20 protein-coding genes are annotated in these 25,939 nt (G+C 37.9%); 9 read left to right on the forward strand and 11 right to left on the reverse strand.

Annotated elements, in window-relative coordinates; translation table 11 throughout:
• Window positions 1–50: 50 nt before the first annotated feature.
• The 3 genes from efp to CXF71_RS16045 all read left to right on the forward strand — a co-directional run bounded on the left by efp (window position 51) and on the right by CXF71_RS16045 (window position 2,634).
• Window positions 51–626, forward strand: coding sequence for an elongation factor P (gene efp / locus CXF71_RS16035; protein ID WP_101233946.1), 576 nt, complete (start codon window positions 51–53; stop codon window positions 624–626).
• Between the two features lie 24 nt (window positions 627–650).
• Window positions 651–1,337, forward strand: coding sequence for an outer membrane beta-barrel protein (locus CXF71_RS16040; RefSeq protein WP_101233947.1), 687 nt, complete (start codon window positions 651–653; stop codon window positions 1,335–1,337).
• A 274-nt stretch (window positions 1,338–1,611) separates the two neighbouring features.
• Window positions 1,612–2,634 (forward strand): LacI family DNA-binding transcriptional regulator, encoded by a 1,023-nt coding sequence (locus tag CXF71_RS16045; RefSeq protein ID WP_101233948.1) that lies wholly within the window; start codon window positions 1,612–1,614, stop codon window positions 2,632–2,634.
• Between the two features lie 426 nt (window positions 2,635–3,060).
• On the opposite strand, the gene CXF71_RS16050 is transcribed toward CXF71_RS16045, so the two are convergent.
• From CXF71_RS16050 to CXF71_RS16060, 3 genes are all read right to left on the reverse strand, one after another.
• Window positions 3,061–4,548: an MFS transporter gene (locus CXF71_RS16050; protein ID WP_101233949.1), complete on the reverse strand. Its 1,488-nt coding sequence runs from the start codon at window positions 4,546–4,548 to the stop codon at window positions 3,061–3,063.
• A gap of 249 nt (window positions 4,549–4,797) precedes the next feature.
• Window positions 4,798–5,841: a glucokinase gene (locus tag CXF71_RS16055; RefSeq protein WP_101233950.1), complete on the reverse strand. Its 1,044-nt coding sequence runs from the start codon at window positions 5,839–5,841 to the stop codon at window positions 4,798–4,800.
• Window positions 5,842–5,844: 3 nt separating this feature from the next.
• On the reverse strand, window positions 5,845–8,421 hold the full coding sequence (locus CXF71_RS16060) for a TIM-barrel domain-containing protein (protein ID WP_101233951.1): 2,577 nt from the start codon (window positions 8,419–8,421) through the stop codon (window positions 5,845–5,847).
• 280 nt (window positions 8,422–8,701) lie between these two features.
• Between CXF71_RS16060 and CXF71_RS16065 the strand changes: the two genes are divergently transcribed.
• Together CXF71_RS16065 and CXF71_RS16070 are read left to right on the forward strand one after the other, a co-directional pair.
• Window positions 8,702–10,330, forward strand: coding sequence for an alpha-glucosidase family protein (locus CXF71_RS16065; RefSeq protein WP_101234217.1), 1,629 nt, complete (start codon window positions 8,702–8,704; stop codon window positions 10,328–10,330).
• Between the two features lie 80 nt (window positions 10,331–10,410).
• The gene (locus tag CXF71_RS16070; RefSeq protein ID WP_101233952.1) at window positions 10,411–12,198 is read left to right on the forward strand and encodes an alpha-amylase family glycosyl hydrolase; all 1,788 of its coding nucleotides are present in this window, start codon (window positions 10,411–10,413) and stop codon (window positions 12,196–12,198) included.
• Window positions 12,199–12,501: 303 nt separating this feature from the next.
• Here CXF71_RS16070 and CXF71_RS16075 read toward each other — a convergent pair whose 3' ends face one another.
• Genes CXF71_RS16075 through CXF71_RS16090 form a run of 4 tightly spaced genes read right to left on the reverse strand, consistent with a single transcriptional unit; the run spans window position 12,502 to window position 15,802 of the window.
• Window positions 12,502–13,104: a DUF938 domain-containing protein gene (locus CXF71_RS16075; RefSeq protein ID WP_101233953.1), complete on the reverse strand. Its 603-nt coding sequence runs from the start codon at window positions 13,102–13,104 to the stop codon at window positions 12,502–12,504.
• A 52-nt stretch (window positions 13,105–13,156) separates the two neighbouring features.
• Window positions 13,157–14,278: a GNAT family N-acetyltransferase gene (locus CXF71_RS16080; protein ID WP_101233954.1), complete on the reverse strand. Its 1,122-nt coding sequence runs from the start codon at window positions 14,276–14,278 to the stop codon at window positions 13,157–13,159.
• Window positions 14,279–14,314: 36 nt separating this feature from the next.
• Window positions 14,315–14,878, reverse strand: a complete 564-nt coding sequence (locus tag CXF71_RS16085) for a class I SAM-dependent methyltransferase (protein WP_232771516.1) — start codon at window positions 14,876–14,878, stop codon at window positions 14,315–14,317.
• Between the two features lie 24 nt (window positions 14,879–14,902).
• A complete protein-coding gene (locus tag CXF71_RS16090; protein WP_101233955.1) occupies window positions 14,903–15,802 on the reverse strand; it encodes a LysR family transcriptional regulator in 900 nt (299 codons plus the stop codon).
• Window positions 15,803–16,021: 219 nt separating this feature from the next.
• Here CXF71_RS16090 and CXF71_RS16095 point away from each other — a divergent pair, with 219 nt between their 5' ends.
• The gene (locus CXF71_RS16095; RefSeq protein ID WP_101233956.1) at window positions 16,022–16,999 is read left to right on the forward strand and encodes a zinc-dependent alcohol dehydrogenase family protein; all 978 of its coding nucleotides are present in this window, start codon (window positions 16,022–16,024) and stop codon (window positions 16,997–16,999) included.
• A 395-nt stretch (window positions 17,000–17,394) separates the two neighbouring features.
• On the opposite strand, the gene CXF71_RS16100 is transcribed toward CXF71_RS16095, so the two are convergent.
• On the reverse strand, window positions 17,395–18,462 hold the full coding sequence (locus CXF71_RS16100; RefSeq protein WP_101233957.1) for a DUF1254 domain-containing protein: 1,068 nt from the start codon (window positions 18,460–18,462) through the stop codon (window positions 17,395–17,397).
• Between the two features lie 770 nt (window positions 18,463–19,232).
• Between CXF71_RS16100 and CXF71_RS16110 the strand changes: the two genes are divergently transcribed.
• Window positions 19,233–19,811, forward strand: coding sequence for a response regulator (locus CXF71_RS16110; RefSeq protein WP_101233959.1), 579 nt, complete (start codon window positions 19,233–19,235; stop codon window positions 19,809–19,811).
• 118 nt (window positions 19,812–19,929) lie between these two features.
• Window positions 19,930–20,229: a PAS domain-containing protein gene (locus CXF71_RS16115; RefSeq protein ID WP_332871782.1), complete on the forward strand. Its 300-nt coding sequence runs from the start codon at window positions 19,930–19,932 to the stop codon at window positions 20,227–20,229.
• Window positions 20,230–20,584: 355 nt separating this feature from the next.
• On the opposite strand, the gene ygjK is transcribed toward CXF71_RS16115, so the two are convergent.
• The 3 genes from ygjK to CXF71_RS16130 form a co-directional block, all read right to left on the reverse strand.
• Entirely contained in the window at window positions 20,585–23,080 is a 2,496-nt protein-coding gene (ygjK, locus tag CXF71_RS16120; protein ID WP_101233961.1) for an alpha-glucosidase, read from the reverse strand.
• A gap of 287 nt (window positions 23,081–23,367) precedes the next feature.
• Window positions 23,368–24,696 (reverse strand): M56 family metallopeptidase, encoded by a 1,329-nt coding sequence (locus CXF71_RS16125; protein WP_101233962.1) that lies wholly within the window; start codon window positions 24,694–24,696, stop codon window positions 23,368–23,370.
• Window positions 24,689–25,093, reverse strand: coding sequence for a BlaI/MecI/CopY family transcriptional regulator (locus CXF71_RS16130; RefSeq protein ID WP_101233963.1), 405 nt, complete (start codon window positions 25,091–25,093; stop codon window positions 24,689–24,691). Before CXF71_RS16130 ends, CXF71_RS16125 begins: the two co-directional genes overlap by 8 nt.
• A 137-nt stretch (window positions 25,094–25,230) precedes the next feature.
• Between CXF71_RS16130 and CXF71_RS16135 the strand changes: the two genes are divergently transcribed.
• Complete coding sequence (locus tag CXF71_RS16135) at window positions 25,231–25,920, forward strand: hypothetical protein (protein WP_101233964.1); 690 nt, start codon at window positions 25,231–25,233, stop codon at window positions 25,918–25,920.
• The last annotated feature ends 19 nt before the right edge of the window (window positions 25,921–25,939 follow it).

A 25,939-nucleotide genomic window follows, 5' to 3' on the forward strand; every position in this document is an offset into this window, starting at 1 on the left:
AGCGAAGATCAAATAAATAACTTAATAATTAATAAAAGAGCACTCTTATTATGGCAACATTCAGTACCAATCAGTTTAAAGCTGGACTTAAAATCATGCTTGATGGCGAACCTTGTAATATTCTTGAAAATGAACTGGTTAAGCCAGGTAAAGGCCAAGCCTTTAGCCGCGTTAAAATACGTAAACTCGTTTCAGGTAAAGTATTAGAGAAAACCTTTAAATCAGGAGAGTCTGTTGAAGGTGCTGACGTAATGGAAGTAGAACTCGCTTATTTATATGCTGATGGTGAGTTCTGGCACTTTATGAATAACGAGACATTCGAGCAAATTGGCGCAGAAGAAAAAGCCTTAGGCGAGACGGTAAAATGGTTAGTTGAAGGTGATATTTGTACTATTACTCTATGGAATGGCACCCCAATTAGCGTAACACCGGCAAATTTTGTTGATATTGATATCACAGAAACAGACCCAGGCTTAAAAGGTGATACCGCTGGTACTGGTGGCAAACCAGCAACATTAGCTACCGGCGCTGTGGTACGTGTCCCTTTATTTGTTCAAATCGGTGAGAAAGTGCGTATAGATACACGTTCTGGTGAATATGTTTCGCGAGCAACAAAAGCTCAATAATTTAATGTAACTAAAGGAAAAATAATGTTTATTAACAAAATGTTAATGTCGAAAATAATGATTGTTAGCTGTATTGTAGGCTTATTAGCCAGTACGGCTAGTACTGATGCAAATGCTAACTACACGAAGCGTAGTGATAAGTGGGAAGCAAGTTTTAAAGTATTGAATTCTCAGGATACAGTTATCGATGGTCAAAATGGCTCTCAAACTGATATGAAGAGTGACTATGGTTGGGGTTTTACCCTGGGTTATAATGTAAACCCTCATATTTTAGTTAACTTTGATTTTTCATCAACGACGCCTAGTTATACCGCCACCTTAGTTGAGGCTGATAGCGATAACACTTATCAAATAAGTCACAAAATGGACGTGTTAGAAAGTCAGTTTAATGTGGTCTATAGCGTTTTTGCTTCGCAATTTACCCCGTATGTACAAGCAGGTGCTGGTTGGAGTTTTGTTGATAGTAATATTGCTGATGGACCACCTAACACATTCTGTTGGTATAGCCCATGGTGGGGCTATGTTTGTGATGGTTATCAAAATACTTATAACGATGAACGTTTTTCTTATAATTTTGCTGTAGGTTTTCGTTACGAGCTAGATAATAGTCTTTTTTTCAGAGCTAGCTATAAACAATCGTGGATTGATTTAAGCCATTCAGAGGATGCGAGTATAGGCTCTTATAATCTAGAAATAGGCTCGATATTCTAGGCGGTATTTTTAGCTTAGATGACGGAATAAATACTTAAAGCGATCAGCATTAATTGTTAGTAAACCGTAAGTAAATTATTATTAAATAAACCCAGTGAACAGCATGACTGTTTACTGGGTTTTTTATTGCTTAGAAAAAATATTCCACTGGCAATAGAATCAAGAAATATAGCCGTTAATTCAGTTTAAGTTACTGGTGGCTATACTTAAGTCAACTGCTCAGGTATATTCAATATTAAGTTTAACCTTGTTATTTTACTTTTAAGTAGGTCGCGTGAAAGAAAAGTCAACGTCATTTGATATTGCTTATAGAGCTGGGGTTTCTCAATCTACAGTCTCAAGAGCTTTGCGAAATAGCCCATTAGTTAATGAGGCTACACGAGAGAAAATTCAAGCTATTGCCAAAGAGTTAAATTACAAGGTTGATAAAAATGCCAGTAATTTGCGCTCACAGCAAAGTGATACTATTGCTTTGTTGTTATTTGAAGATCCTACTAATGATGATTCAGCAATTAACCCTTTTTTCTTGTCCATGTTGGGCAGTATAACTCGGGCTTGTTCGCAAAAAGGCTATGACTTGTTAGTGTCTTTTCAGCAAGCAAGTGATGACTGGCATGCTGACTTTGAAGACAGTAATAAAGCCGATGGTCTAATTTTATTAGGTTATGGCGACTATGTTGACTATGAAGAGAAGTTAGTTAAATTGCTAGATCAAGGTACACACTTTGTGCGCTGGGGAGCTGAAGTTAAAAATTTACCGCTCATCTCGGTAGGTTGTGACAACTATCAAGGCGGCAAAGAAATGACCGAGCATCTCATCAATAAAGGCCGTAAAAGCATTGCTTTTTTAGGTAGTGCCTCTACGCACGCTCCTGAGTTTTTTGAACGCTATAAAGGCCACTGTCAGTCACTAATAGCGAATGGAATAGTGGTGAACCCACTGTTGCAATATAATGCCCTGTACACCGAAGAAGCAGGTTATCAAGCCGCGATTAAATTAATCTCAAGCGGTGAGACCTTCGACGCTATTTGTGCCGCTTGTGATCTTATTGCTATTGGCGCTATGCGCGCATTACAAGAACATAATATTGCCATCCCAGAACAAGTCGCTCTAGTAGGTTTTGATGATATTGCGATTGCCAGTTTTACCTTTCCATCGCTAACAACAGTAAAACAAGATACTCAGTTAGCCGGCGAGTTATTAGTGGGTACTTTACTGGCTATGATAAGTGGTGAAGAAGTGAAAACCACCTTGATCCCACCAGAATTAGTTGTTCGTAAGTCTTGCGGTAGTTAAGGTGTAATTGTAAGTTGGGAAAGTAATGAGACAAGCTGTTAGATAAATTCTTAGATAAGTAGTTAAGAGGGTGACTATCAGAGTAGATAAACTTTATTACCAGCTTTGATTAACGTTAATCAAAGCTGGTAGCAGTAACGTTTTAAGAAGCGAGGTTAACTTATACCAATTTGATTAAATTTCTTCCCAACTCAGAGCTGTACTCAATGTTCAATAACAAGGCGAGTTTATTTATTTTAGTCATTCTAAACCAAATAAATTTAACGATGTTAGTGGGCGTTGAGTAAGCTCCAAAATGGCGAGTTTAAAGGGTTTATATGCAGCGTTATTGATTTCGATAAGGGAATAACCATTCTCTTCAATCAATGCCTTGCCTCTAAAACCTTTAATTCTCGCTGAGTGGGAACGAACTTAATCAACTTGGTATTACTCAGTCACAATTGCTTGTTCAGCATCTTCTTTAACAAAGTAAACCGAAATAGCACCAAGCAACATTGAAATACCCGCCAACATAATAATATAGATAGCTTGATTATCAAATACAGCCGTCAGAATCCATCCCGCAAAAATACCAGAAACTATTTGTGGAGCCGCAATGGTGAAATTAAATATTCCCATATAAACGCCCGTTTGCTTTACCGGTAATGAGCCAGCCAAAATCGCGTAGGGCATTGCTAATATTGCAGCCCAAGCAATACCAACGCCAATCATAGGTAAAAATAACGACACGGCACCTTGAGGCACTGAAATCTGCGTGATACCTAAATTAACCAACGTTAGCTCTGGGTTATGTACCAGCATGATACTTAAATAGCCAATACCACCAGCAAGTAAAGACAGTGAATACGTTAGTTTACGGCCAATTTTATTGGCAACTTTCGCCATAAAAATGGAAGCTATTGCGGCAAATAACGAATAAGCAGCAAAGATAATACCCACCCAATCACCGGCAGTACCCTTAGCTTGAGCAATATGTGCGGGTATGGTGCCGACAGACTCTAAATAAGTTGGGTCAAACCATTTTGCATCAATGCCCCAGATATGTTGTGCAATGGCAGGCATGGTGTATACCCACATAATAAATAATGCAAACCATGAGAAGAACTGCACGAGTGCAAGTTGCTTCATCGTTTTCGGCATAGTTTTTACTAGGGAGAAAAACTCAACTAGTTTCTCGCTAAGAGATTGTTCTACTTTGTTATCTTCTAGTTCAGATAAACCATTAGTGCCTGGCGTATATTCTTTGGTACGTAATACTGTCCATAATACCGAGCCAAGCATTACTGTTGCGCCAATATAAAACGCCCAAATTACCGAAGGGGCAACTTGACCCGTACTGGCAGTATTTTCTAGGCCAATGACATTCGTTAATACGAAAGGTAAAATTGAGCCAAAAACAGCACCAATATTAATTAAAAAAGATTGAATAGAGTAACCGACGTTACGCTGCTCTGAAGGTACCATGTCCGAAACTAAGGCACGAAATGGCTGAAAAGCTAAATTAAAAGAGGCGTCCATTAACGCCAGCATCATAGCACCAAAAAATAGTGGCGTGATAAAACTCGCTAATGTTGCCGAATTTGGCATTAATAACATGCCAATGGCAGCAGCAATACCACCGGCTAAAATATAAGGGTTACGACGACCGAGGCGGTTCCACGTTTTATCTGAAGCAGCTCCAACGATAGGTTGAATGATCAGGCCCATGATAGGAGCAACTAGCCAAAATAGTGATAGAGAATGAAGGTCTGCGCCTAAATCAGAAAGTATTCGACTCGCATTGGCATTTTGTAAGGCAAAGCCAAACTGCACTCCGAGAAAACCGAAACTTACATTCCAAATTTGCCAAAAACTCAAACGGGGTTTTTGCTGACTATTTTTTGCTGGCTTACTTATGTCGCTTGGATTGCTCATCTCAATGCACTCTTATTGTTATGTGTTACCTTGTTTGCCTTTAAAAAAAAGCACATTATTATTTTAGGAAAGTCTAATAATAATGTGCAATACCAAATAAGGCATTAAACAAGCGTGTGTTGCATTATCTTTTAAGCTCTATTGAACGAAAAAACTAAAACAAGAATTTTAATATACCCATTTTAGCGAGTAACCACTAGATGTTACATACGTATTCAGTAACGTCTAGTTACCTTTGATTACCTTTGTTTACCTTTGTAAAACAAAAGCAGCGGCGCCAAGTAATCCTGGTTGCTCTTCGGTGATTACGTAAGTGGGCGCTTGCTCGGTAATAGAGGACAAGCGACCTTTACTTTCAAAACGCGCTCTAAAGTCGCTTGATTTTAAGTAATCAATAAAGCGTGGCACTATGCCACCTGCGATATAAACACCCCCTTGGCTATTCATTATTAAGGCTAAATTACCAGCAAAACTACCCAGTACATTACAAAAGAGTGCAAGTGTTTGCTCACAAATATCACAAGTGCCGTTAAGGGCTTTAGTGGTGATGTCTTTAGCGGAAAGTTTATCATTTATGGTGGTAATTTCTTTCCCTTGCTCAATAAATAAGAGCGCCTGATAAACTTGCTCTAAACCATAACCAGACAGTAATTGCTCGTATGAAACACGTTTTCTGAGGCCTTGAATAAAGTTCATCACCTGTTGTTCAGTTTCATTAATCGGAGCAAAATCAATATGACCACCTTCACCACTAATACAGTGCCATTGTTCATTACCGGCAACAGTTAGTGGCACTAAGTTGGCTACGCCTAAACCTGTGCCTGGCCCACATACCGAAATGGGTTTACCAGCAACACTGGTACCACCACCTATTTTTACTTTCTGTTGCTCAGAGAGTAATGGAATGGCCATAGCTATTGCCGTGTAATCATTAATAAAGCTTAATTTATTAAGGTTTAAACTTTCTTTAAGCTCTTTTTGTGAGAACTGCCAAGGTAAATTTGTCATGCTAATGAAATCGTTATCTACCGGACAAGCAATTGCAAAACAAGCGTTAATAACTAGGTTATCAAGTTGTTTAGCTTCAATATAATGCGCAACCACTTCTGCTAAGCTAGAAAACGCTTTGCATTGATAGGTTTCAATATCAGTGATATCAATACCACAGGTATCAATATCGGTGGTATCAGTAATAGATTTTGCTGTTGCTTGCGCTAAGCGAATATTGGTACCACCAATATCAGCAATGAGGTTGATAGTACTTTTTTCTGTGGTGGGTAAATTTGTATTCATGACTTATTGTATCGTTAGAGTTAAAGGTTGATGCTGCCAAGTAAAATTGACCGTTAAGGTGTTGTCTGTATTCTGCCAAATAGCGTTTTTTATTACTTTATTGTTCAGGCTTACTTTCTTTGGCGCTTGTTCGACATTATGAATAACTAATGTCATTACACGTGCTGTTGGCATGCTTTTATAACCTTTACCTGTGCGATTAAGGCTTATACTTAACTGTTTTTGTTGTTTAGCTGAAAACTGAAGTAATTCAAATAAACCTTTTTCGATAGCTTGATAGGTTTTGCCGTCATCTTCATACATTTCATAGTTAGCGGTGGGCACTGATTTATCGGCATAATAATGTAAGGTTAATTTGCTGGCGTCATAATCTTGTGTTGATTGAATATTATCAACCATTGGGATAAACGAACCTGCACGTACCAGCACAGGTAACGTTTCTAAACTGGTTGCCAAGTTAATGGTTTGATTGCCTTTATATTTTTTAGCGGGTTTATTATCACTAGTGAAGTAATCAAACCAAACACCTGCAGGTAAGTTTACTGCGACTGAGGTGACATTAGGTGATACCACCGGAGTTACTAAAAAGGCATCGCCCCACAGATAACTGCTGGCATTATCAAATACTGTCAAATCAGCTTTATCTCCAAGACCTGATTTAGATATCTTTTCAGCTTTTTCTTCAAAGAATAGCGGGCGCATTAATGGCATGCCCGTGGTACTGTTTTGATAGGCGAGGGTGTAATTGTATGGCAGCAGCTTATATCTTAACTTGATGTATTCTCTTAAAATATCTTGTGTTTGTTTGTCATGAAATACCGCTTCTGGTGCAATGTTATCTTGGCCGTGAGGACGGTAAATTGGCTGGAATATGCCATATTGTAACCAACGAATATACATCTCTTGATCAAACTGCTCGCCACCAGCAAAGCCGCCTAAATCAGAGTGGGTATAAGCCATACCCAATAAACTCATTTGTAAGCTCAACTCAACTTGCGGTTTTAAGCCGCCCCAAGAGCGACTAACATCTCCGGTCCATGGGATCATGCCATAGCGCTGTGAACCGGCAAAACCCGAACGCATTAAAATAAATGGTCGCTGATCAGGGCTCATGCTCACTTGGTTATCAAAGACCATTTTAGCCCATTGATGACCATAAACATTATGAATAGCATCTGCATTTACGACGCTGCCATCACTTAGCGTATGCAAGGTATCGCTAGGATGAACTTCCGGCTCACCTAAGTCACCCCACCAACCAGTCACGCCTTGCTGATAAAGTTTCTGGTAAATATTATTAAACCACTGCTGACCTTTGTCATTAAAGACGTCAACTAAGCCAGTATTACCAAAATAAAAATCAAATTGTTTCGCTTTGCCGTGTTCATCGGTAGCTAATGCTTGATGTTCAACAGCATCTTGCCACTTACCTGATGTGCTCAGTATAAAAGGCTCAGTGATTAAAATTGTATTTACACCTTTATCTTTGATATCACGGATCATTTTCTCAGGCTCAGGGAAGGCATTGTTATCCCAAGCTAAATTGCCCATATGACCTTGAATATCTTTACCAAACCAATATAAATCTAGGATAAGTGCATCAAGAGGAAAGTCTAAATCGATAAATTTATCAACGGTTGCTCTAACTTCGGCTTCTGAGCGGTAACCAAAACGTGACGCATAATTACCTAAAGACCAGCGAGGTGGTAAAGGTTGTTTACCGGTCACATCAACATAGTTATTAAGTAATTTAGGGTAACTATCTGCAGAAAAAACGATATATGACATACGACCTGCGACAGCAGAAAACTCGAGAATGTTCTTTTCTTTTTTAGCTATATCCATATAACCCTTGGCAGAGTTATCAAATAGAACAATGTATTTATTACTCGACATGACCGCCGGTATCGAGAAGTTCATTTGTTGTGATTGCGTGGTGTAGCCGTAATGTGCGCGGTTATATAAAGGGAAACTATGGCCGCGTCTGTCCATGCCTAATACACGTTCACCGCCACCAAGCATTTTTTCGGTGTCGTCTAAATGAAAACGAAAGCCTTGAATAGGCAATTCTTTGTTGATTTTTGTTGCCGTGCTACTACCTTCTATCGGCGGAATTTCAATGACTTCATTTACCGCACCGCGGAACAAGCCTTGTTCCTCAGCGATAAGTAACTTGTTCTGTTGGTCTTTATCTTTGTGGTAGTAACTAATTGAAAAAGGGGCCTTGTTAATTACAGCACTCAGTTTGTTCAAGGTTAAGGTCAGCTGATTTTTATCTTCTTTAATAACAAAGTGACGGCTCAGCGCGTGTTCCTTGATGGCGAAAGAAGGCAGATGACTGGCAGGCAGTTTTTTCTTCAAATCTTGATAGTGGGTAGCTATTGCGCCTTCGCCATAAGCGTTCAATGTTACTTCAACGAGGTTTGTTTTGATAACAACCGTATTACCTTCTACTTTATGGTTTAGGTAATTGCCATTACTTGCCAATGATGAAGTTGATATGACTAAGCAAGCTAATAAGCTTGTTAATACATAAGTTAATAAGTTAACGCTGAAGTATTTAAATGTGAATAAACGCAAAACAATACCCTTAAGGTTGGGGGGAATACGAGAGTGCTTTTGATAATACCCTTAGTCTAAGGTATGCGACATCTTGAATACGTATGCAAGGGGTACTTCTCATTGCATAAGTATTACATACGTATGTAATTTTGGGGATTTGTTATACATACGTATGCAAAGCCTTTCAGCTAGGTTTTTATTTGCGTATTCTTATTTGAAAGAATTATTAAATGCTTCTGTAACGATAGTTGATAATAACTGTCGCCAAACAAGCAAGTATCAGTGTTGGGGTTTTCAAATGAATGAACAAATGTGGTGGCGTGGCGCGGTAATTTATCAAATTTATCCACGTAGCTTCTATGATGCTAATCAGGATGGCATTGGCGATTTGCCAGGGATTATTAGCAAGTTAGATTATATAGCTAGTTTAGGTGTTGATGCTATTTGGATCTCGCCTTTTTTCAAATCCCCAATGAAAGATTTTGGCTATGACATTAGTGACTATCGTGAAATTGATCCTATTTTTGGTACGCTAGCGGACTTTGATGAACTTGTCATTAAAGCGCATGCGCTTGGTATTAAAATTATGATTGATCAGGTGTTGAGTCATACCTCTGATCAACATCAGTGGTTTATTGATTCACGTGAAGATCAAACTAACGATAAAGCAGATTGGTACGTATGGAGTGATGCCAAAGCTGATGGCACTGCACCCAACAACTGGTTATCTATATTTGGTGGCACAGGCTGGACTTGGGAGCCAAGACGTCAACAATATTACCTACATAACTTTCTCACAAGTCAGCCAGACTTGAACTTCCATAACCCTGATGTGCGTCAAGCTGTGCTAGACAATATTGAATTTTGGCTTGAACGTGGTGTTGATGGTTTCCGCCTTGATGCGATTAACTTTTGTTATCATGATGCGCAATTACGTGATAACCCAGCGAAGGCTAAAGAGTTAAGAACAAGTATCGGCTTTGATGAGAAAAACCCATACGCTTACCAGTATCATTATTACAATAATACCCAAGATGAAAATCTCGGTTTTATGGAAGATATTCGAACTCTGCTGAACCAGTACCCTGGTACCGTTGCTTTAGGTGAAATATCTTCAGAAGATTCATTGAAAACCATGGCTGAATATACCCAAGGTGAACACCGTTTGCACATGGGTTACAGCTTTGACTTATTAACCGATAACTTCAGTGCTAGTTATATTAAACAAGTAGTACAAAACCTTGAATCACGTGTTTTAGATGGCTGGCCATGTTGGTCTATTTCAAATCACGATGTTGAACGTGTTGTTACTCGCTGGGGCGGTTTTAATAGTAACGATTTTGCTAAAATGCTCTTCGCAATGATTTCGTCATTACGTGGAAGTGTTTGTAGCTATCAAGGTGAAGAGTTAGGTTTAACTGAAGCTGATATTGCTTTTGAAGATATTCAAGATCCATATGGCATCACTTTTTGGCCACAATTTAAAGGCCGTGATGGTTGCAGAACGCCACATCCTTGGCAGCATGACTTAGTTAATGCTGGCTTTAGTGAAGGCAAACCTTGGTTACCGGTAGCAAACGAGCACTTTGATAAATCAGTAGATGTACAAGATGAAGCGATTGATTCAGTGCTAAATAGCTATCGTCACTTTAATCATTGGCGTAAAGAGCAACCTGCTTTACGTTATGGTGACATCAACTTTATTGATACCGCTGAACCGCTATTAGCGTTTGTGCGTCAATACGAAGGTGAGCAGTTATTAGTATGCTTTAATTTTAGTGAGCAAAGCCAAACAGTGGCTTTATCTTCACTGACTCAAGCAAGTGATAGCCTCACAGTGTTGTCTGGTCATAAACTAGTAAGCGCAACAATTGCTGATGGTACCTTAACGTTACCCCCTTTTGGCTGTTTTTATAGCAAGCTCTAATTGCTGCTTAGTCAATTACTTAGTCAGTTATGTCAGTAAGTTAATTCGGTCAATACGGTAAACACATTAAGAGAAACGTTATGAATTTTATTAGTAAATGTTCGGTACTAGCAGCAATAGGCTTGGCCTGTGTAACATCGCCGTTAAGCCAGGCAAGTGAAGCTAAGTTAACAGCTAAAGCGGCAACGTTAGCACCTTATCAACAACGTGATTTTCAAGACGAAGTCTTTTATTTTGTTTTACCAGACCGTTTTTACAATGGTGATACCAGTAATGATTTAGGCGCGGCTGCGAATGATAAAAAACGTGCTGTGTCGCGCGGTGGTTTTGATAAAAGCCATAAGGGTATGTATCACGGTGGTGACTTAGCTGGTCTTACTGACAAGTTAGCTTACCTTGATAATATGGGTGTAAGTGCCATTTGGTTAACGCCAGTATTACGTAATCGCGCTATGCAAGCAGGTACCTCAGGTTATCATGGTTATTGGATTTTAGACTTTACTGAAATTGACCCACACCTTGGTAGCAACGCAGAGCTAAAAAACTTTATAGACCAAGCACACAAACGTAATATAAAAGTATTTTTTGATATTATTACTAACCATACCGCTGATGTAATTAAGTACAAAGAATGTCACGGTGAAGACGGCTTAGGCTGGATTGTTGATGTAAGTGAAGGTAATGATTGCCCATTTATTTCAATGGCACAACTTGCGCAGGGTAAGCATTACAGTCCATTAATTCCTAAAGGTGATGAAGCATTAAAATCCCCAGCATGGCTTAATGATATGGATGTTTATCACAATCAAGGCGATTCATTTTGGCGAGGCGAAAGTGCAGTACGCGGTGACTTTGCTGGTCTTGATGACTTATATACCCAAAAAGCCAGTGTTGTTAATGGCATGGTCGATATATATAAAGATATCATTGATGAGTTTAAACCCGATGGTTTTCGTATTGATACCGTAAAACATGTCAACATAGAGTTTTGGCAACAATTCTCACCCGCTTTAATCACTCATGCTAAAACACAGGGCATTGATAATTTCTTCATGTTTGGTGAGGTTTATAGTTTTGAACCTGAATTATTGAGTCGCTTTACTACTGAAGCTAAAATTCCTTCCGTATTAGATTTTGCTTTTCAAGGTGCTATGACAAAGGCCTTGGTTGAACAGCAAGGTACTGATGTATTGGCGCAATTATTTGCGAAAGACCATTTTTATCAAACTGAGCATAAATTTATTCGCAACACCAACGCTAATCAATTAGTTAACTTTACTGGTAATCATGACATGGGCCGCTTTGCTTATGCACTGAAACAAAGTCCTCATCATTATAGTGAAGAAGCGCAAATTCAACGTAACTTACTAGCACATGCCATGATGTTCTTTAGTCGCGGTGTACCCGTTATTTATTATGGTGACGAGCAAGGTTTTGTGGGTGATGGTGGTGATCAAGCATCACGCCAAGATATGATGCCTTCTTTTGTTGCTAGTTATAATGATGATGATTTACTGGCAACAAGTAAGAGTACAGCGGATGATAATTTTGATACTAACCATCTTTTTTATCAAAGCTTTGCTAAGTTTGCGCAGTTATATCAGCAATACCCAGCGTTACGCTTTGGTGAGCAGACCGTTGTTTATTCACAAGATAAAGCAGGTGTTTTCGCTATATCGCGTCAAATGAAAGCGACGAGTGAAAGCAAAGGACAAAATTTATTGATTGTTTTCAATACGGCGATTAATGCGCAACAGCTCAATGTATTAACAGCTAAGGCCGAGGGGACATTGCTTTATCGTTCAGTTAACACAGACAACGCGGACGAAATAGCACCATTAAGCTTTGCTATCTATCAATTAAAATAGCGATTCTCCGCTATAAATAACGAACAAAATTAATTGTTTAAATAATCCTAGATAGTAGCGATAAGTAGAATAAGAGAAATAAAAAAGCGACCTCAATTCATATTGAAGTCGCTTTTTTTGTCTATGAAAAGTTACTCTCACATTAGGAACTGCCTATAAGGGTAAATTTTAGCTACCTTGAAATAATAATGGCTATATTTTTCAAACTCGGTAGTTACTTTATGAGCGCGAAAAGTAATAGAAGGTAAGATCATAAACCACTAATTTTTAAAAATAGCGGAGGTGGATTTATGTTGGGGAACGTTAAATTTTTGAAAAAACCAATAATCGATTGTTGGCTGGCATCCGATGATCATCAATTAAATTAAGCCCTGCTGCCTTTGCCAATAATAAAATTGCTTCTATATCGCGAATACCGCTATTTATGTCTCTCTCTTTAAGCCAACTATCAAAGTTGGCATTGCTTTCGCTGGAGAACTTCCCGTTATAATTGAAGGGGCCGTAAATACAAACGCTAGCTTCTGCTGCTAAATTTTGTGCAATGGCTGCAAAAAACTTCACCACTAATGGCCAACTTATTATATGTAAAGTATTGGCGGTATAGAGCCCATCGACGGGTAGGTTATTGTTAGGCACCGGCCAAGTTTTATGTAAATCAACAGTAATAGGTCTTTGTACATTCGCTAAAACAGCTTCATCTAACCATGCATTAATACCTAAATGGTTTATCGGTAAATCACTGGTTTGCCAAGTAAGGTGGGGCAGCTGCTGGCCGAAGAAAACGGCATGTTGCCCAGTACCTGAACCAATTTCTAACACATGTTTAGTACTTGAAAAAACAGTTGTTAAAATATTTAAAATCGGTTGTTTATTATTTTCACATGCTTGGGAAAAAGGTTTATTCATCATATTTTCTTAATTTAGTTAAGCTACGATTTGAAAGCATAACCTTTAAAGATCACTCCTTGAAAGGTAATACCTGTCGACATTGCTGTTGATAGGTTAGCATATGCTTTTGCTCTTGTTGACAAAAGTCTTTAATGGCCATTTTAAAAGCGGGGTGTTTAATCCAGTGGTAAGAGTGCGTTAATACCGGCTCGAAACCTCTTTGAATTTTGTGTTCACCTTGAGTACCTGGGTTAAAGCTTTTTAGTTTGTTCTCAATGCAAAATTCGATGCCACGATAATAACAAAGTTCAAAATGTAAATTATTATGAGGTTTAGTACAGCCCCAATATCGACCATATAATTGAGAATCATCGTAAAAAAATAGTGCACAAGCAATATCTTCTTCTGCATCACTGGCAATAATCAATAAAACATTGTCGGACTCATTGGCTAATATTTGTTTAAAAAATTCATAATTCAAGTGCGGCTGATGACCTCGTTTTAAGTAGGTCAGTTGATAGGTTAAATAAAAAAACTCAAGGTCTTGCTGGCTAATTTCATTATTTTTCAGCTGTCTAATTTTAATTTCTTGCTCAATGATCGACAGTCTTTCTTTGCGCGTGTTTTTTCTTTTACGTGAGGTGAAGGTATTTAGAAAATCATCGAATGTTTTATAATCACGATTAAACCAATGAAATTGCACGGTATTACGTTGATAAACATCTTCAGGTAAAGCCGTCTTTATTTCATCGCAATACAAAATATGCCAGCTATTTATATTTTGTTGTTGGCAATGCTCAATTAATGGCTCAAATAACTCATTCATCTGCAGCTGTGAAGAAAGTAATTTATCACTACTAACCGGGGTAAAAGGAATGGTTGCCACTAATTTAGGGTAATAATCTATGCCATTACGTTTAAAAGCATCAGCCCAATCCCAATCAAAAACATATTCGCCCCAAGAGTGACTTTTCAAATACATCGGCATAACAGCCGTTATTTCATTGTGAGTGGTTGCCACTAAATGATGAGCTTGCCAACCTTGTTTAGCGCTTACCGACTGACTTTTTTCAAGGGCATTAAAAAAATAATAATGAAGGAAAGGGCATGATGAGCTATTTAATTTCTGCCAAGTATTAGCGCATATTTTGTCAATATGGTGAATGAAATTAATGTTTATGTCGACATTCAATAGAGTATTTCTCACTAGCTAAAGGCACATGATACATCAAAGCTTAAGTTCATCCTTACCAATTTTGTAAAGGTAAACAGGAGACTTGTAAAAATCATCGAGTCGTATGGTTTTACTCGATTGCCATGAGGGCAGGGCAAAATTGTTACTTATAAGAAAGTTAATGTCAGCTTGGTCTGACCGTAATTTATCATTGATTTTACCCATCGCCTCGGGAAATAAATAACACACTAATACCGATGCTGCAGATAAGTCTGCCTTATAAAAATCTTGTCGATGCAAGGTTAGGTTTTTTAAGCCTAATACTTTTTTAAGTAAGGTTGATGTCAGCCATGGCAGATAGGATAACTCGTATCCCACGATTTGCCTTTGCGGATATTTCTGGGCCATACGTATAACAAAGTTGCCCCAGCCACTACCTAAGTCAATGATGGTGCCATTACCGGTTTCATCAGCCAACTGCATCATAGCAAAGTAGGCTTTATTTGAGCTTGGCATAGGTGTAATACCTAGTTTCACCGTACTGAATACGATAGAGCCAGCAAAAAAGACCATAATAAGGGCAAGAATAATAAACAAAATAAGTTCGGGAATTATCAAAGGTAAACTCTCAAATAGGATAAGTTATTTTTCAACGCTGACGATATTCTCTACTAAAAAGTCTAAGAAAACCCGTGTTTTTGGTGAAAGCATCTCTCGCTTCAAGTAGATGGCGTAAGTGGCACTTAACTCTTCATATGGGCTGAAAGTATAATCTGGCATCACTTGAATTAAGCTACCATCTTCTAATTCATTTTTAACGGCCCATAAAGGGATTAACGCTAGCCCGGCATTATTTAGTACTAACTGCTTCTGACCATTAACCGAGTTAACAGAAATTGCCTTGTTGAGGGAAAGTTTAGTTTTCTCTTCAGCCATTAAAAACCAATCTTTCCAGCGAGCATAGTTATAGCGAATACATTGATGATCTTTTAACTCTGCGGGGCTGTGAGGAGTACCATGGCGGGTAAGGTAATGAGGGCTTGCGCATAATAAAAAATTATTTAACGCCAGTTGCCTTGCTATCATTGTAGAATCGGGTAAACGACCGCTACGAATGGCAACATCGATATTTTCTTCGACAAGATCAACAACCCGCTCGGTTAACTCCAGTTCAATATCAATTTTTGGATACAGCGACATAAACTTAGCAATCAGTGGCAGTACCACACTTTCGCCAAAGCCCACTGTCATGCTTATATTAAGCTTACCTTTAGGCACTTCTTGCAAGTCATTGACGACTCTTTTCGCTTCATCAAACTCAGAGACAATACGTTGAGAGTATTCATAATACTTAAGGCCAGCTTCCGTTAAGCCAGTATTTCGGGTGGTTTTATTTAACAGACGTACGCCAAGCTCTTGCTCAAGCACGGCAAGTTGTCTTGAAATAGAAGAGGGCTGTACATCAAAAATTCTACTGGTAGCTGAAATACTACCGGTTTCGACCACACTGTTGAAATACAGTAGGCGATTTAGTGAACTCATCATGGCTCATAGGATTATTTAACTTGTGATCACTCTAACTTTGCATTGTCTAAAAAGCAAATGTGATTTGCTAGTTAGGTTGTGGTTTGTTCAATTGGCAATGGATAGAATAGCCACATTGAAACGAGCAAGCCTGTTCATCAGTACACAAGTACACAAGTAAGCAAATAACGACACAAACAACTACGCAACTAAAGAGTCAAATAAAGAGAGAAATGGATGAAAGCAATGATCATTAAAGAAATTGGTACTACTGACGTTTTCCAACTTGCAGAAAGAGCAAAGCCAGAAGCTAAAGCAGGTCATATGGTAGTAAAAGTGAAGGCAAGCAGTGTCAACCCAATTGATACTATGCTGCGCTCCATTGAATTACCTTGGTCAGCGAATTTACCTGAAATACTTCACGGTGATGTTGCAGGTATTGTTACTGAAATTGGTACAGGCGTTACAGATTTTAATGTGGGTGATGAAGTATATGGCATGGCTGGTGGTATTAACGGCGTTGATGGTGCATTAGCTGAGTTTATGTTGGTTGATGCGAGATTAATGGCTAACAAGCCTAAAACGCTAACGATGAAACAAGCCGCGGCATTGCCATTAGTAGCCATCACTTCTTATGAAGCACTGGTTGAAAAAATGAATGTGCAGATAGGTGACAATGTACTTATTCATGGCGCTACCGGTGGTGTTGGTCATATTGCTGTTCAGTTAGCGAAAGTATTGGGTGCTAATGTCACTGCAACATATTCACCCGCTAATGTAGAGCTTGCAAAAACGCTAGGTGCAGATAACTTAGTTGACTATAAGACTGAGTCAGTTGCAGACTATGTGCAGGCTTACACTGATGGTGTTGGTTTTGATAAAGTCTTTGATACGGTTGGGGGTGATAACATTGAAAAATCATTTGAAGCGGTTAAGTTTAACGGCCACGTAGCGACTATTCTTCCTATTGCTGACCCATTACAAATTGCCCTTAAAAGTTTATCATTCCACAGTATTTTGATGCTTATTCCATTATGCCACGGTATTAACCATGCTTCACATGGTCGCATTTTGACTGAGATTGCCACCTTAGTAGATGCAGGTAAAATCACGCCTATTATTGATGAAAGCAATTTCTCAATCTGGGAAGTAGCAAGAGCGCACGATCATCTTACTTCGGGTAAAGCGGTAGGAAAAATCACCTTAACTGTATAGATTTAGAGTTAATTGGACATAGCTTAAGTTAATCTTAGAGAAAGCTATAAAGAGTTTGTGGCTATCCAACGATTATGATAATTATTGCACTGAGTTTTAAAGGGTTGTTGAAAAGTAAATATAGAGTAATCGAATATTTCACCTCAAATATCGTGATAAAACCATGAGAAACTTCATATATCACTAAAAAGTAAAGGTAGCTAATAGCAGATGCTTTTTTCCAAAATTCAAAGGTTAACTACCACCACAAAGAACTAAACCGCCCCGCGGTAATGGTGATATTCCCCCAATAAAACGGAGGAATATCACACAAAAATAAAGGTCTGCAATAGACCTTCATTTTAGAAAATAAATTTAGCGTAATTTGCTAACTGCTAAATTTTTTTGTTAAAAAGCTACTGAGCTTTAACAAAAGGTAATAAACGGTAACCATCTATACGTACTCTATCCGATGGGATGTAGTGACGTACAGCGAGGTTGAAAACACCGGTATCATTATCAGTTTCGATGTTGTTTATCGCATCTTCACCACAACCTAAGCTGATTGTATACGTACCATCTTTGTTAGGTTTTGCGGTATTAGAGCTGACGTTAGCCAGGTCTTTAAACATGAAACCTTTTTTGTCATACACAGTGAAAGACCAAAACGCTTTATCTTTTGGATCTTCAAATGTTGCTTGATGACATTTATCCATTGGGAAGTTACCTGATATCTCATAGATATTATCAACTGATTGTGCTCCACCCCAACCAATAGCCGCACCAACGGCATATTTTTTCTTCACAAATAATTCTTTTGAAGCATCGGTTGGCGCAGTAAACATACCAAACGTAAACTCAGCAGGGTTAGTTTTCAATAAGCTTGGTACTTGTGCTTTCAAACTATTCTCTACCGCATGGAAAGATTCTTTATCTACCTGCACCGTATCAAATACCTTATTTGATTTGGCGGTAATTGACATTTTATCTTGTAACTTGTTCGCTTCTTCGGCAGAAAATCTTGCATCTAGGCGAACAAGTGCATATACATGTTCCCCTTTATGAGCGATTAAATTATAGGTACCTGGGCCGTATGTCATTGGTTGAACGCGGTGATCTTCTGTGACCACTTCTAACGACATGTAGGTACCTCCTGGAAGTTCAGGTACTTCAGGTAAAGTGACATAGGCACCTTTAGACACATCAACTAATGAGAATGAATAGTATGTATCACGGTTCATACGAACTACGGGCTGTTGGTCAGTTGGCGTTAACAAACGTTTATGGTCAAACTTATTAACACCTACTTTATCTTGAATTTTAACTAATTGACGTGAGGTTTCAAGCGTTGGATAGTTATCTTCAGTGACTACAACTCCGTCGCTAGCGAAAAACTCATCTAAGGTTGTTACTGTATTTACAGCTGTTGCTGAAAGTGATAATAAACTCATGCTGATTGCTGTTGCTAAAACTAATCTCTTCATTATTCATCCTTTAATTCTATTAAATTATTTACGCAGGCTTCTAACCTCGACATTTTAATGCTCTCAGTTTAATCACATAAAAATTTACTGCAAATTAATAGATTACATAAATATTATGCATTTTATGCATAGAGCGTTGATGATCCCAGGTAGAGGTATTACCTTGAAATATTTTGATAGTATCATTGCTGTGAATATATATCACTAGTGAAATATGAGTAATAGGTAACATACCTATTTGAATAAACATTATGATCTATCTCGCTTTGCCCCAAGCGAGTTAGTTATTTCAAATGAGTGACAAAAATCACTTAACCACTACATACTTTATGTAGAGCTTCCCCTATTCTGATATTATTTTTATTTTCATAGGTGACTATGGAAACTTTGTCATTATCTAGTATTAACTTTTCATAGAAAGGATAAGTAACAAGAGGCTTATCACTATTTTCTATTATACTTTTTTTCAAATGTTCTTCATAAATCATATATGTTTTCTCTAGTTTGAATAGGAACATAACTGTTTCGATATTTATGTAGTCATCAGTTAATTGAGCTTATCATCATTATTTTCTAGTACAGGAGTTTACACTTGTGTGGCACAGTACCTCACTGAACGAAACAAAACGACAAAAACGACAAAAACAACTTTATATAACGAGCATATTATATAAATATGATATAAATCAAGTTAAATTGAATTACGACCAATATGTACGAGTCATTTACTGTTATATTAGGAATAACTTGATTTCATAAGGATAATTGAATTGAATATAAGTGATAAATCACTTTTAACACCATCAGAAGCGGCAAAACTACTGCATGTTGCACCAACGACTATTCGTCATTGGGCTCAAATTGGTCGCTTGCCTTTTATTACGACTCCCGGTGGACATAGACGATTCGACAAAAGCGATATCTTATCCTTGATGTCCCAACCTAGTTCAAACACTAAAAATGATTTCTCTATTTTGATCATTGAGGATGATAAAGAGTTTGCTGATATGCTTACGCAATTTTTACAAAGCCTTTTCCCTCAGACTAAAATAAAAATAGCGTACAGTCCTTTTGATGCAGGTGATCTACTCCATACTTTTAAGCCTGACTTGGTGATGCTCGATTTAATGATGGCTGGTATTAATGGATTTTCTATTTGCCACCGCATTAAAAGCGCACCATCGACAGCAAATATTATAGTGATTGCAATGACAGGTTTGCTAACAGATGACAATGTGAAAAGGATAGTCGAATTAGGGGCTGAAACTTGCTTTGGGAAACCACTAGACTTTACGCTTTTACAAAAAACTATTGAGGGATTTATCGAGCAAAAAAGGCCTTCGATATAAACGTCAATAAAAAACTGAACATGTCTCTTTTATTACTATTACCTGATTATCTTACATAGAACTATAGCTATGCTAATTAATGCAAAATAACATCTCTGAGTAATTCTTCAAACTCTCTATTGATATGCTGTGTGTGCTTAACAAAGCGAGATATTTTCAAACGGTGAATCCATCATTTAGTCGGGCATTAGGATATAAAGAAGAAGAGTTACTCACCACCCCTATTATTGACTTTATAAACCCGGATGATGTTGATAGAACAATGAATAGGATAGGTTACAAAGTATCGTACCCAAATATCTTTAATATATTGTTAAATCGTCTCATATTAAATCGTCCTCTATTAAATCGTCCTATATTAGTAGTTAATATTCATGTTTTGTATCTCTCTTTGTACCCCAAAGCATCAAAAAATTAAGACGTTTAGGTCAGCGCTCCGTTCATAAAGCTGATGTAAACATTGGGGACGTTTTTATGTACCCAATCAGCAAACTTGTCATTTAATCTATCTCGATTCAGGCTCAAAGTGAGCGTGAATCTGAATGAATTCGAGCGATAATTTAGGTTGGTTGATGGTATGAGAGAGCATACGGAAGCTAGCTCTCAAGATTAGAAATAGTCAAAAAACCTAACTAATATATTCGATTCTCTCATTAGTTGTGATGATCAAAATATTTATTAGTAGCTAAGTTTTAAATAGCACAAATTTCGAATAACAAGGCGCTTAATTGAGCAACGATGTTATTGGATATTTAGATCATTAAAAAACTATTTTACTCAGCTAAAAACTCCCGATACAACATCAACAAATGCGCAGCGCTCCAACTAAAGTTTGTCGCACCTTGTACTGCGCCTGTCTCAGGGTTGTAGTTCTCTCTAATAGAACCATTTTCGCTCAAACCTTCGGCATTATTAAATAACTTTTCTGCTAAGGTTTTAGCTTCTTGATGATAACCATAATTATCAAGGGCGATTAAACCAAAATAGACTTGGTCTAACCAAACTCTACCGCGCCAATAAATGTCAGCATCATAAGCGGGGTTAGTTAAGGCCGCGGTACCAAGAGGAATAGTGGTATTAAATTCATTACTTTTTAACATAACGTTTTTGACGCGCTCGGCTTTATCTACGTCGGCAATGTTAGCCCATAATGGACTCCAACCTTCTGGTCCTCTGCCACGTGCAGTTAACAAGGTGCCTATACAATCATGTTGATCAGCTTGCTCATTTTCTTGAACGCCTTTTATATTACTTTTTGCCTTAGAAAGGGTAAAACTTCTGTCATAGAAAAATCCACTCTCTTCATCGAAAAAGCACTGATTAATACGTTTTGATAAGTCCTTGGCTGCTTGTCGATAACTTGCCGCTAGCTGTTTTTGTTGCAGTAGTTCGGCCATGTTAGCCAGTAATGTTTTTTCATGAGCAAGGTAGGTATTCAGCTCTACCGATTCTTGATTGATTGAAAAACCCAGTAAATCACCCGAGCTATTGGTGTTCTGGTAGAACATCACTTGCCAGTCTTTACGGGCTTTAGTTAAGTCACCTTGATAGTTTTTATCAGCAAAATCACTCAACTGCTCAGCATTGATAAAGCCAAACCTTGCCGCATTATCCATGCCTGATTCCCAAGCAGTACCGTGTTGAGCACCAATATCTATATCGTCATAATCACTACTGGCGATGATGTGTTGATATAAAGAAATACCTGAGCAGACATACCAACTTTTCTCTACGCTCTGACACATTTTTAAGTCAATGGCGGCATTACTCGGCGCCTTTAAATAACGTACTTTAAAGCTGATATTGCCTTGTACGTCATTATGGTAGCGATGTTTAGTTGCGCCATACTCAACTAAACCGTTTTGATTATGATCTCTATTGCGATACCACCATTGATGATAACGCTGTAATTTAGGCAACATTTCTTCGATGAAGCTAACATCTTTTGTGGCTTTATATATCTCCCACACAGCCCAACTTGCTAACGGCGGTTTAGTGTTTCGTTCGTTCCAGTTACCACCATCACCACCGCGTGCTTCATCTTGATTATAAAATATTGCATCTATAATCATGCCCTCATCTTGTGGTCTGATGGCATCATTAGCTTTAATTTGATAGGCAAACATAGCGCGGATATTTTCTTTGGCAATATCAGAATTGAAGTGCGCCATGGCATAAGCATGTTTCCAACTATCCCAAGCCCAAACACCATTAAACCATCGAGCAGTAACTGAGGGGGTAACACCATCGTGAGTTAATTTTCCCGCAGGGCTGCGCCAATTACCATTAAGTGTTTCAATGGCTTTGATGGCAACTTTATTTTGTGCAGGGCTGCGTTTTCGACTGTCTTTACCTGTTGCCATACCTTTTTCTAAATACTGTTGCCAGCGGCGCTTGGTTGCCAATATTTTTACCTTAGGCTTTACTAAGGCCTCTTTGATAAAATCTTGCTCGGCATCTGCTTCGGCTTGGTTATGAAAGTAACTTTGCGTGCTATAAATGCTGGTACTATCATTTTTAGCAATACTGATAGTCGCCGTGCTTTGGTAGTTATGTTGCGGTTGATTAATCGTTGTTTTAGTTGGTAATGAGCGGGTTATTTGATATTGGGCACTCTTGCTGGTGAGGATATTCCAGGTATTACGTACTTCACTAAAATGAAATATAATACCGTTAGTATTTGCAGTTAAACTTCTATGCCACTGAGGTAGGGCTTGTTTTACTGTTTTTTTATCATCCCATTTTTCTAGTAATTCACCTTGCCAGGTGAGTGCAAAAGCAAGCTTGTCATTACTGAGGTTGATAAATTTTGTTTCAATCATAGCTGTTCTGCTACTGACAAAGTGTAAGTTTAACTCAAGGGTAAATTTTTCAAAGGTAAACGTTTGCTGTAGTTCACCTGGTTTTGAAATGCGGTTAATTTTCGCCAGTGATAAGTCTAAAACCTGTTTGTTGGCTAAATCAGTAATTGTTAATTGATCTAATTTTTCAGCAATAAATAAGCTGTATTCTTGAGCAATAATCATCGGGCCAGTAAAGGCGGCGTAGGTGTTTTGTTTCTCAGGTAATAAGAAGCCGTGCCAAGCGCCTAAATCAAACAGTGGGTTAAAGCGTTGGTTTTGGTATTTATCGTATTCTTTATGCTGTTTTGGCGTACCTGCTCTGTCAATGACATTACTGGTATTACTCGTCGTTGCTGAGGCAAGGAGTGGATATAGTATTAAGGTCACAAGTATTAATGCAAACGATGTATTTCTAAATAATGGCATTGTACTTCTTCTTACTCTTCTTAGTTGAGCTTGGTGTTATACCAATCGGAGCAATAAAACGTCCGATTTTTATACGTTACCAGCAAGTGGTATTAGATAAGCTTACTATGAAGTAAGTTCGGTATATTGTATATCCGTTTGTTTGGGTAAGGCGGGGTCCTGTCGAAAAGAGGCAATAAAAAACCTGTAAAGCTGGGTAAGCCTTACAGGTTAAATACGTTGGTTTTTTAACTGTTTATATTGTTATTTTTTATATATTTAATAGGTTACGAGTCTGATATTTGGGGTTATTGACTTACCTCGATACGCTCAATCAATGATTCTAATTTTTTTGATGATGGACCCATTAGATAATCTAATTGTACTAATAAGTTTTTAGATACCTTACCTGTTTCTTTATAACGCCATTGTTTTAATGCTCTAACAGCACTTTTATCAAAAACATAAGCGGGTTTAGCATTAACAACTTCGATATGGCTAACTGAGCCGTCGGCTTCAACATCAAATTTTAATACCACCGAACCTTCGGTACCTGCCTCAGCTGCTGCAACAGGATACTTAGGCTCTATCCTTTGGGTTGGGTAAGCATGGACTTTTTCTTCTTTATGAGCCTCAGCCTTTTTATCTTGCATCACTTGGCTGCCTGCGTAACTTACGCCAACCAATAATGAACTTGATATCAAGGTAACTAAGCTTATTTTAGCTACTTTAGCCATGGTGTTTTTTGCCGATAAGCCTTTTGACATATGTTTTATTTGTTCTATTCGATTAAACATAAAGTGTTGTTCTCCGTTTTGCTTGAAACTAAGTAAAGTAAAAGCGTTGGGTGGCGATGTTTCCGCCGCTAATACCAGTGCTTTACAGTATTGGATCCTGGATTGAGTATGCTTTTGCGCCAAAACAACTTGGTCACAGGAATGCTCTTGATCTTGACGAAATGCCGCATAAGCACGCCAAGCTAGCGGATTGAACCAAAATAGCGCTAAGAGCAAAAGCGCTAGTTGGTTCGTCCACATATGGTGCTGAGAAAAATGACAGACTTCATGACTGATGATCAGCTGTTGCTGCTCATGGGTATAAAGTGTTTCAAAGTCCTCAGGAATAACTAAAATCTGTTGGAATAACCCAATGAGTATCGGGCTATGTATATGGCTACTTTGTGCAATCATTAATTTATGTGCATTACTTTCGACTAATTGTTGCTGATATTTACTATCAATTAGAACTTCCAGTTTTAACGCTTTACGGTAGTTATATTGCGTTAAACTCCAGTAGCTAATAAGTAAGGTAAACCCTAGTAACCATGTACTACTTAGCCAGAAACCTAGTAGGTTATCTAATGATAATTCTTGAGTAATGCTTTGGCTTGGTGAAACTAAGAAACGTTGCATTAAACTATTTTGTGACTCAACAGTGGTTAGTTCATTTATGCTTAATTCACTTAAATGCTGCCAAGGTAAGGGAATAAAATAAAGCATTAAACTCAAAGGGATAATGAGCCATAAGTTATAAACAGTATTGGCATCAATACTATTTCTTAACGGTCGGCGAATAACTAACATTATTGATAATAAAATAGTTAATGGCAGTAATGAATTCACTAACGCGCTAATCATTATTTTTCTCCCAGTCAGAAATTAATGATTTCAGTGCATTTATATCGTCTTTATTAAGGTCATTTTGCTTGGCAAAGCCCGCGACTAAAGGGGCTACTTTTCCGCTAAACATACGCTCGATTAAACTTTTACTCTCCTTTAATGTATAGGCTTCACGTTCTAATAAGGGAGTGTATAAGTAATGGCGTTGTTGCTTTTCAAAGCTTAGCGCCTGTTTTTTTACTAAACGGTTGAGTAATGTTTTTACGGTTTTATCATGCCATTGCTTGTCTTGATTTTTATCATCAGCACCATCGCTGCTTTCATTAAGTTTGGCAATTATATCGTTAGCGCTAGCAGGGTAGTTTTGCCATAGTGCTTCTAATACTTCAAATTCGGCATTACTTATTTCAGTCATATTACTTCCAGAAAAATAAACTATTACACATGTAATCAATACCTATAGATTACACTTGTAATCATCACTGTCAATTGTTATTTTATCTGCGGTTATTTTATCTGCGGTTATTTTTTGGATATTAAGGATTGTAAAAAATGAAGATTATATCTGTTGTACTAATGTGCTTTTTTATTTTGGCATGTTCATCAACAAAAGTTCATCTTTATACGCGTTATTTATCAGCAGAGGAAACTCAAGGAGTCACGCAGGATTTAGAGGCGTTAGGCTTTGATGTTATCGCTAATACGCTTGTTTTTCCTGACGACATTGAGCAATCGACATTACTCTATTCTCCCTTTGTAGAAGGTGAAAATAGTATAAATATTTTAATCAACTCACTTGATAAATCGGGTTGGGTTGTTTCTAGTGTAAAGCCTCTTTTTTCTGGTAATCACTATTACGCACAAAATAGCGTTGGTTTGCTTTTACTGCCTGATGGGCTGGTGAAAAATGATCAAGTCACAACGCAAGACCTTGCCAATGAATATGTAAGTAAAAAATGTCAACGTTCGATAAAACTTAGGTTAAATAGTGATGCAACTTATCAATTCTTATACTCAAATAATACTTACAATGAAAATGAGCAACTAAAAGGCAATTGGCAGATCACAAGTTACCCATATATTGAGTTGATCTCGTTGAATAAAGCGTGGCGTTTCTATTATGAAGTACACAAAAATATAGAGTCAGATGTGGTTGGTAAGATAGAAATTATTGAACTAAAACCGGTAGATGAGCAGTATACCTTGCCTGAATGTAGTTATGTTTATGGGATAAGAGCGTAACATCAATTACACTCATTAC

Source organism: Colwellia sp. 12G3 (assembly GCF_002836775.1).
GTDB lineage: Bacteria > Pseudomonadota > Gammaproteobacteria > Enterobacterales > Alteromonadaceae > Colwellia.

Coding starts and splice junctions, on each gene's coding strand:
- CXF71_RS16065 (WP_101234217.1), top strand. CDS start 8,702: ATGAATGAACAAATGTGGTGGCGTGGCGCGGTAATTTATCAAATTTAT.
- CXF71_RS16050 (WP_101233949.1), bottom strand. CDS start 4,548: ATGAGCAATCCAAGCGACATAAGTAAGCCAGCAAAAAATAGTCAGCAA.
- CXF71_RS16070 (WP_101233952.1), top strand. CDS start 10,411: ATGAATTTTATTAGTAAATGTTCGGTACTAGCAGCAATAGGCTTGGCC.
- CXF71_RS16040 (WP_101233947.1), top strand. CDS start 651: ATGTTTATTAACAAAATGTTAATGTCGAAAATAATGATTGTTAGCTGT.
- CXF71_RS16095 (WP_101233956.1), top strand. CDS start 16,022: ATGAAAGCAATGATCATTAAAGAAATTGGTACTACTGACGTTTTCCAA.
- CXF71_RS16075 (WP_101233953.1), bottom strand. CDS start 13,104: ATGAATAAACCTTTTTCCCAAGCATGTGAAAATAATAAACAACCGATT.
- ygjK (WP_101233961.1), bottom strand. CDS start 23,080: ATGCCATTATTTAGAAATACATCGTTTGCATTAATACTTGTGACCTTA.
- CXF71_RS16090 (WP_101233955.1), bottom strand. CDS start 15,802: ATGAGTTCACTAAATCGCCTACTGTATTTCAACAGTGTGGTCGAAACC.
- CXF71_RS16135 (WP_101233964.1), top strand. CDS start 25,231: ATGAAGATTATATCTGTTGTACTAATGTGCTTTTTTATTTTGGCATGT.
- CXF71_RS16125 (WP_101233962.1), bottom strand. CDS start 24,696: ATGATTAGCGCGTTAGTGAATTCATTACTGCCATTAACTATTTTATTA.
- CXF71_RS16100 (WP_101233957.1), bottom strand. CDS start 18,462: ATGAAGAGATTAGTTTTAGCAACAGCAATCAGCATGAGTTTATTATCA.
- CXF71_RS16130 (WP_101233963.1), bottom strand. CDS start 25,093: ATGACTGAAATAAGTAATGCCGAATTTGAAGTATTAGAAGCACTATGG.
- efp (WP_101233946.1), top strand. CDS start 51: ATGGCAACATTCAGTACCAATCAGTTTAAAGCTGGACTTAAAATCATG.
- CXF71_RS16055 (WP_101233950.1), bottom strand. CDS start 5,841: ATGAATACAAATTTACCCACCACAGAAAAAAGTACTATCAACCTCATT.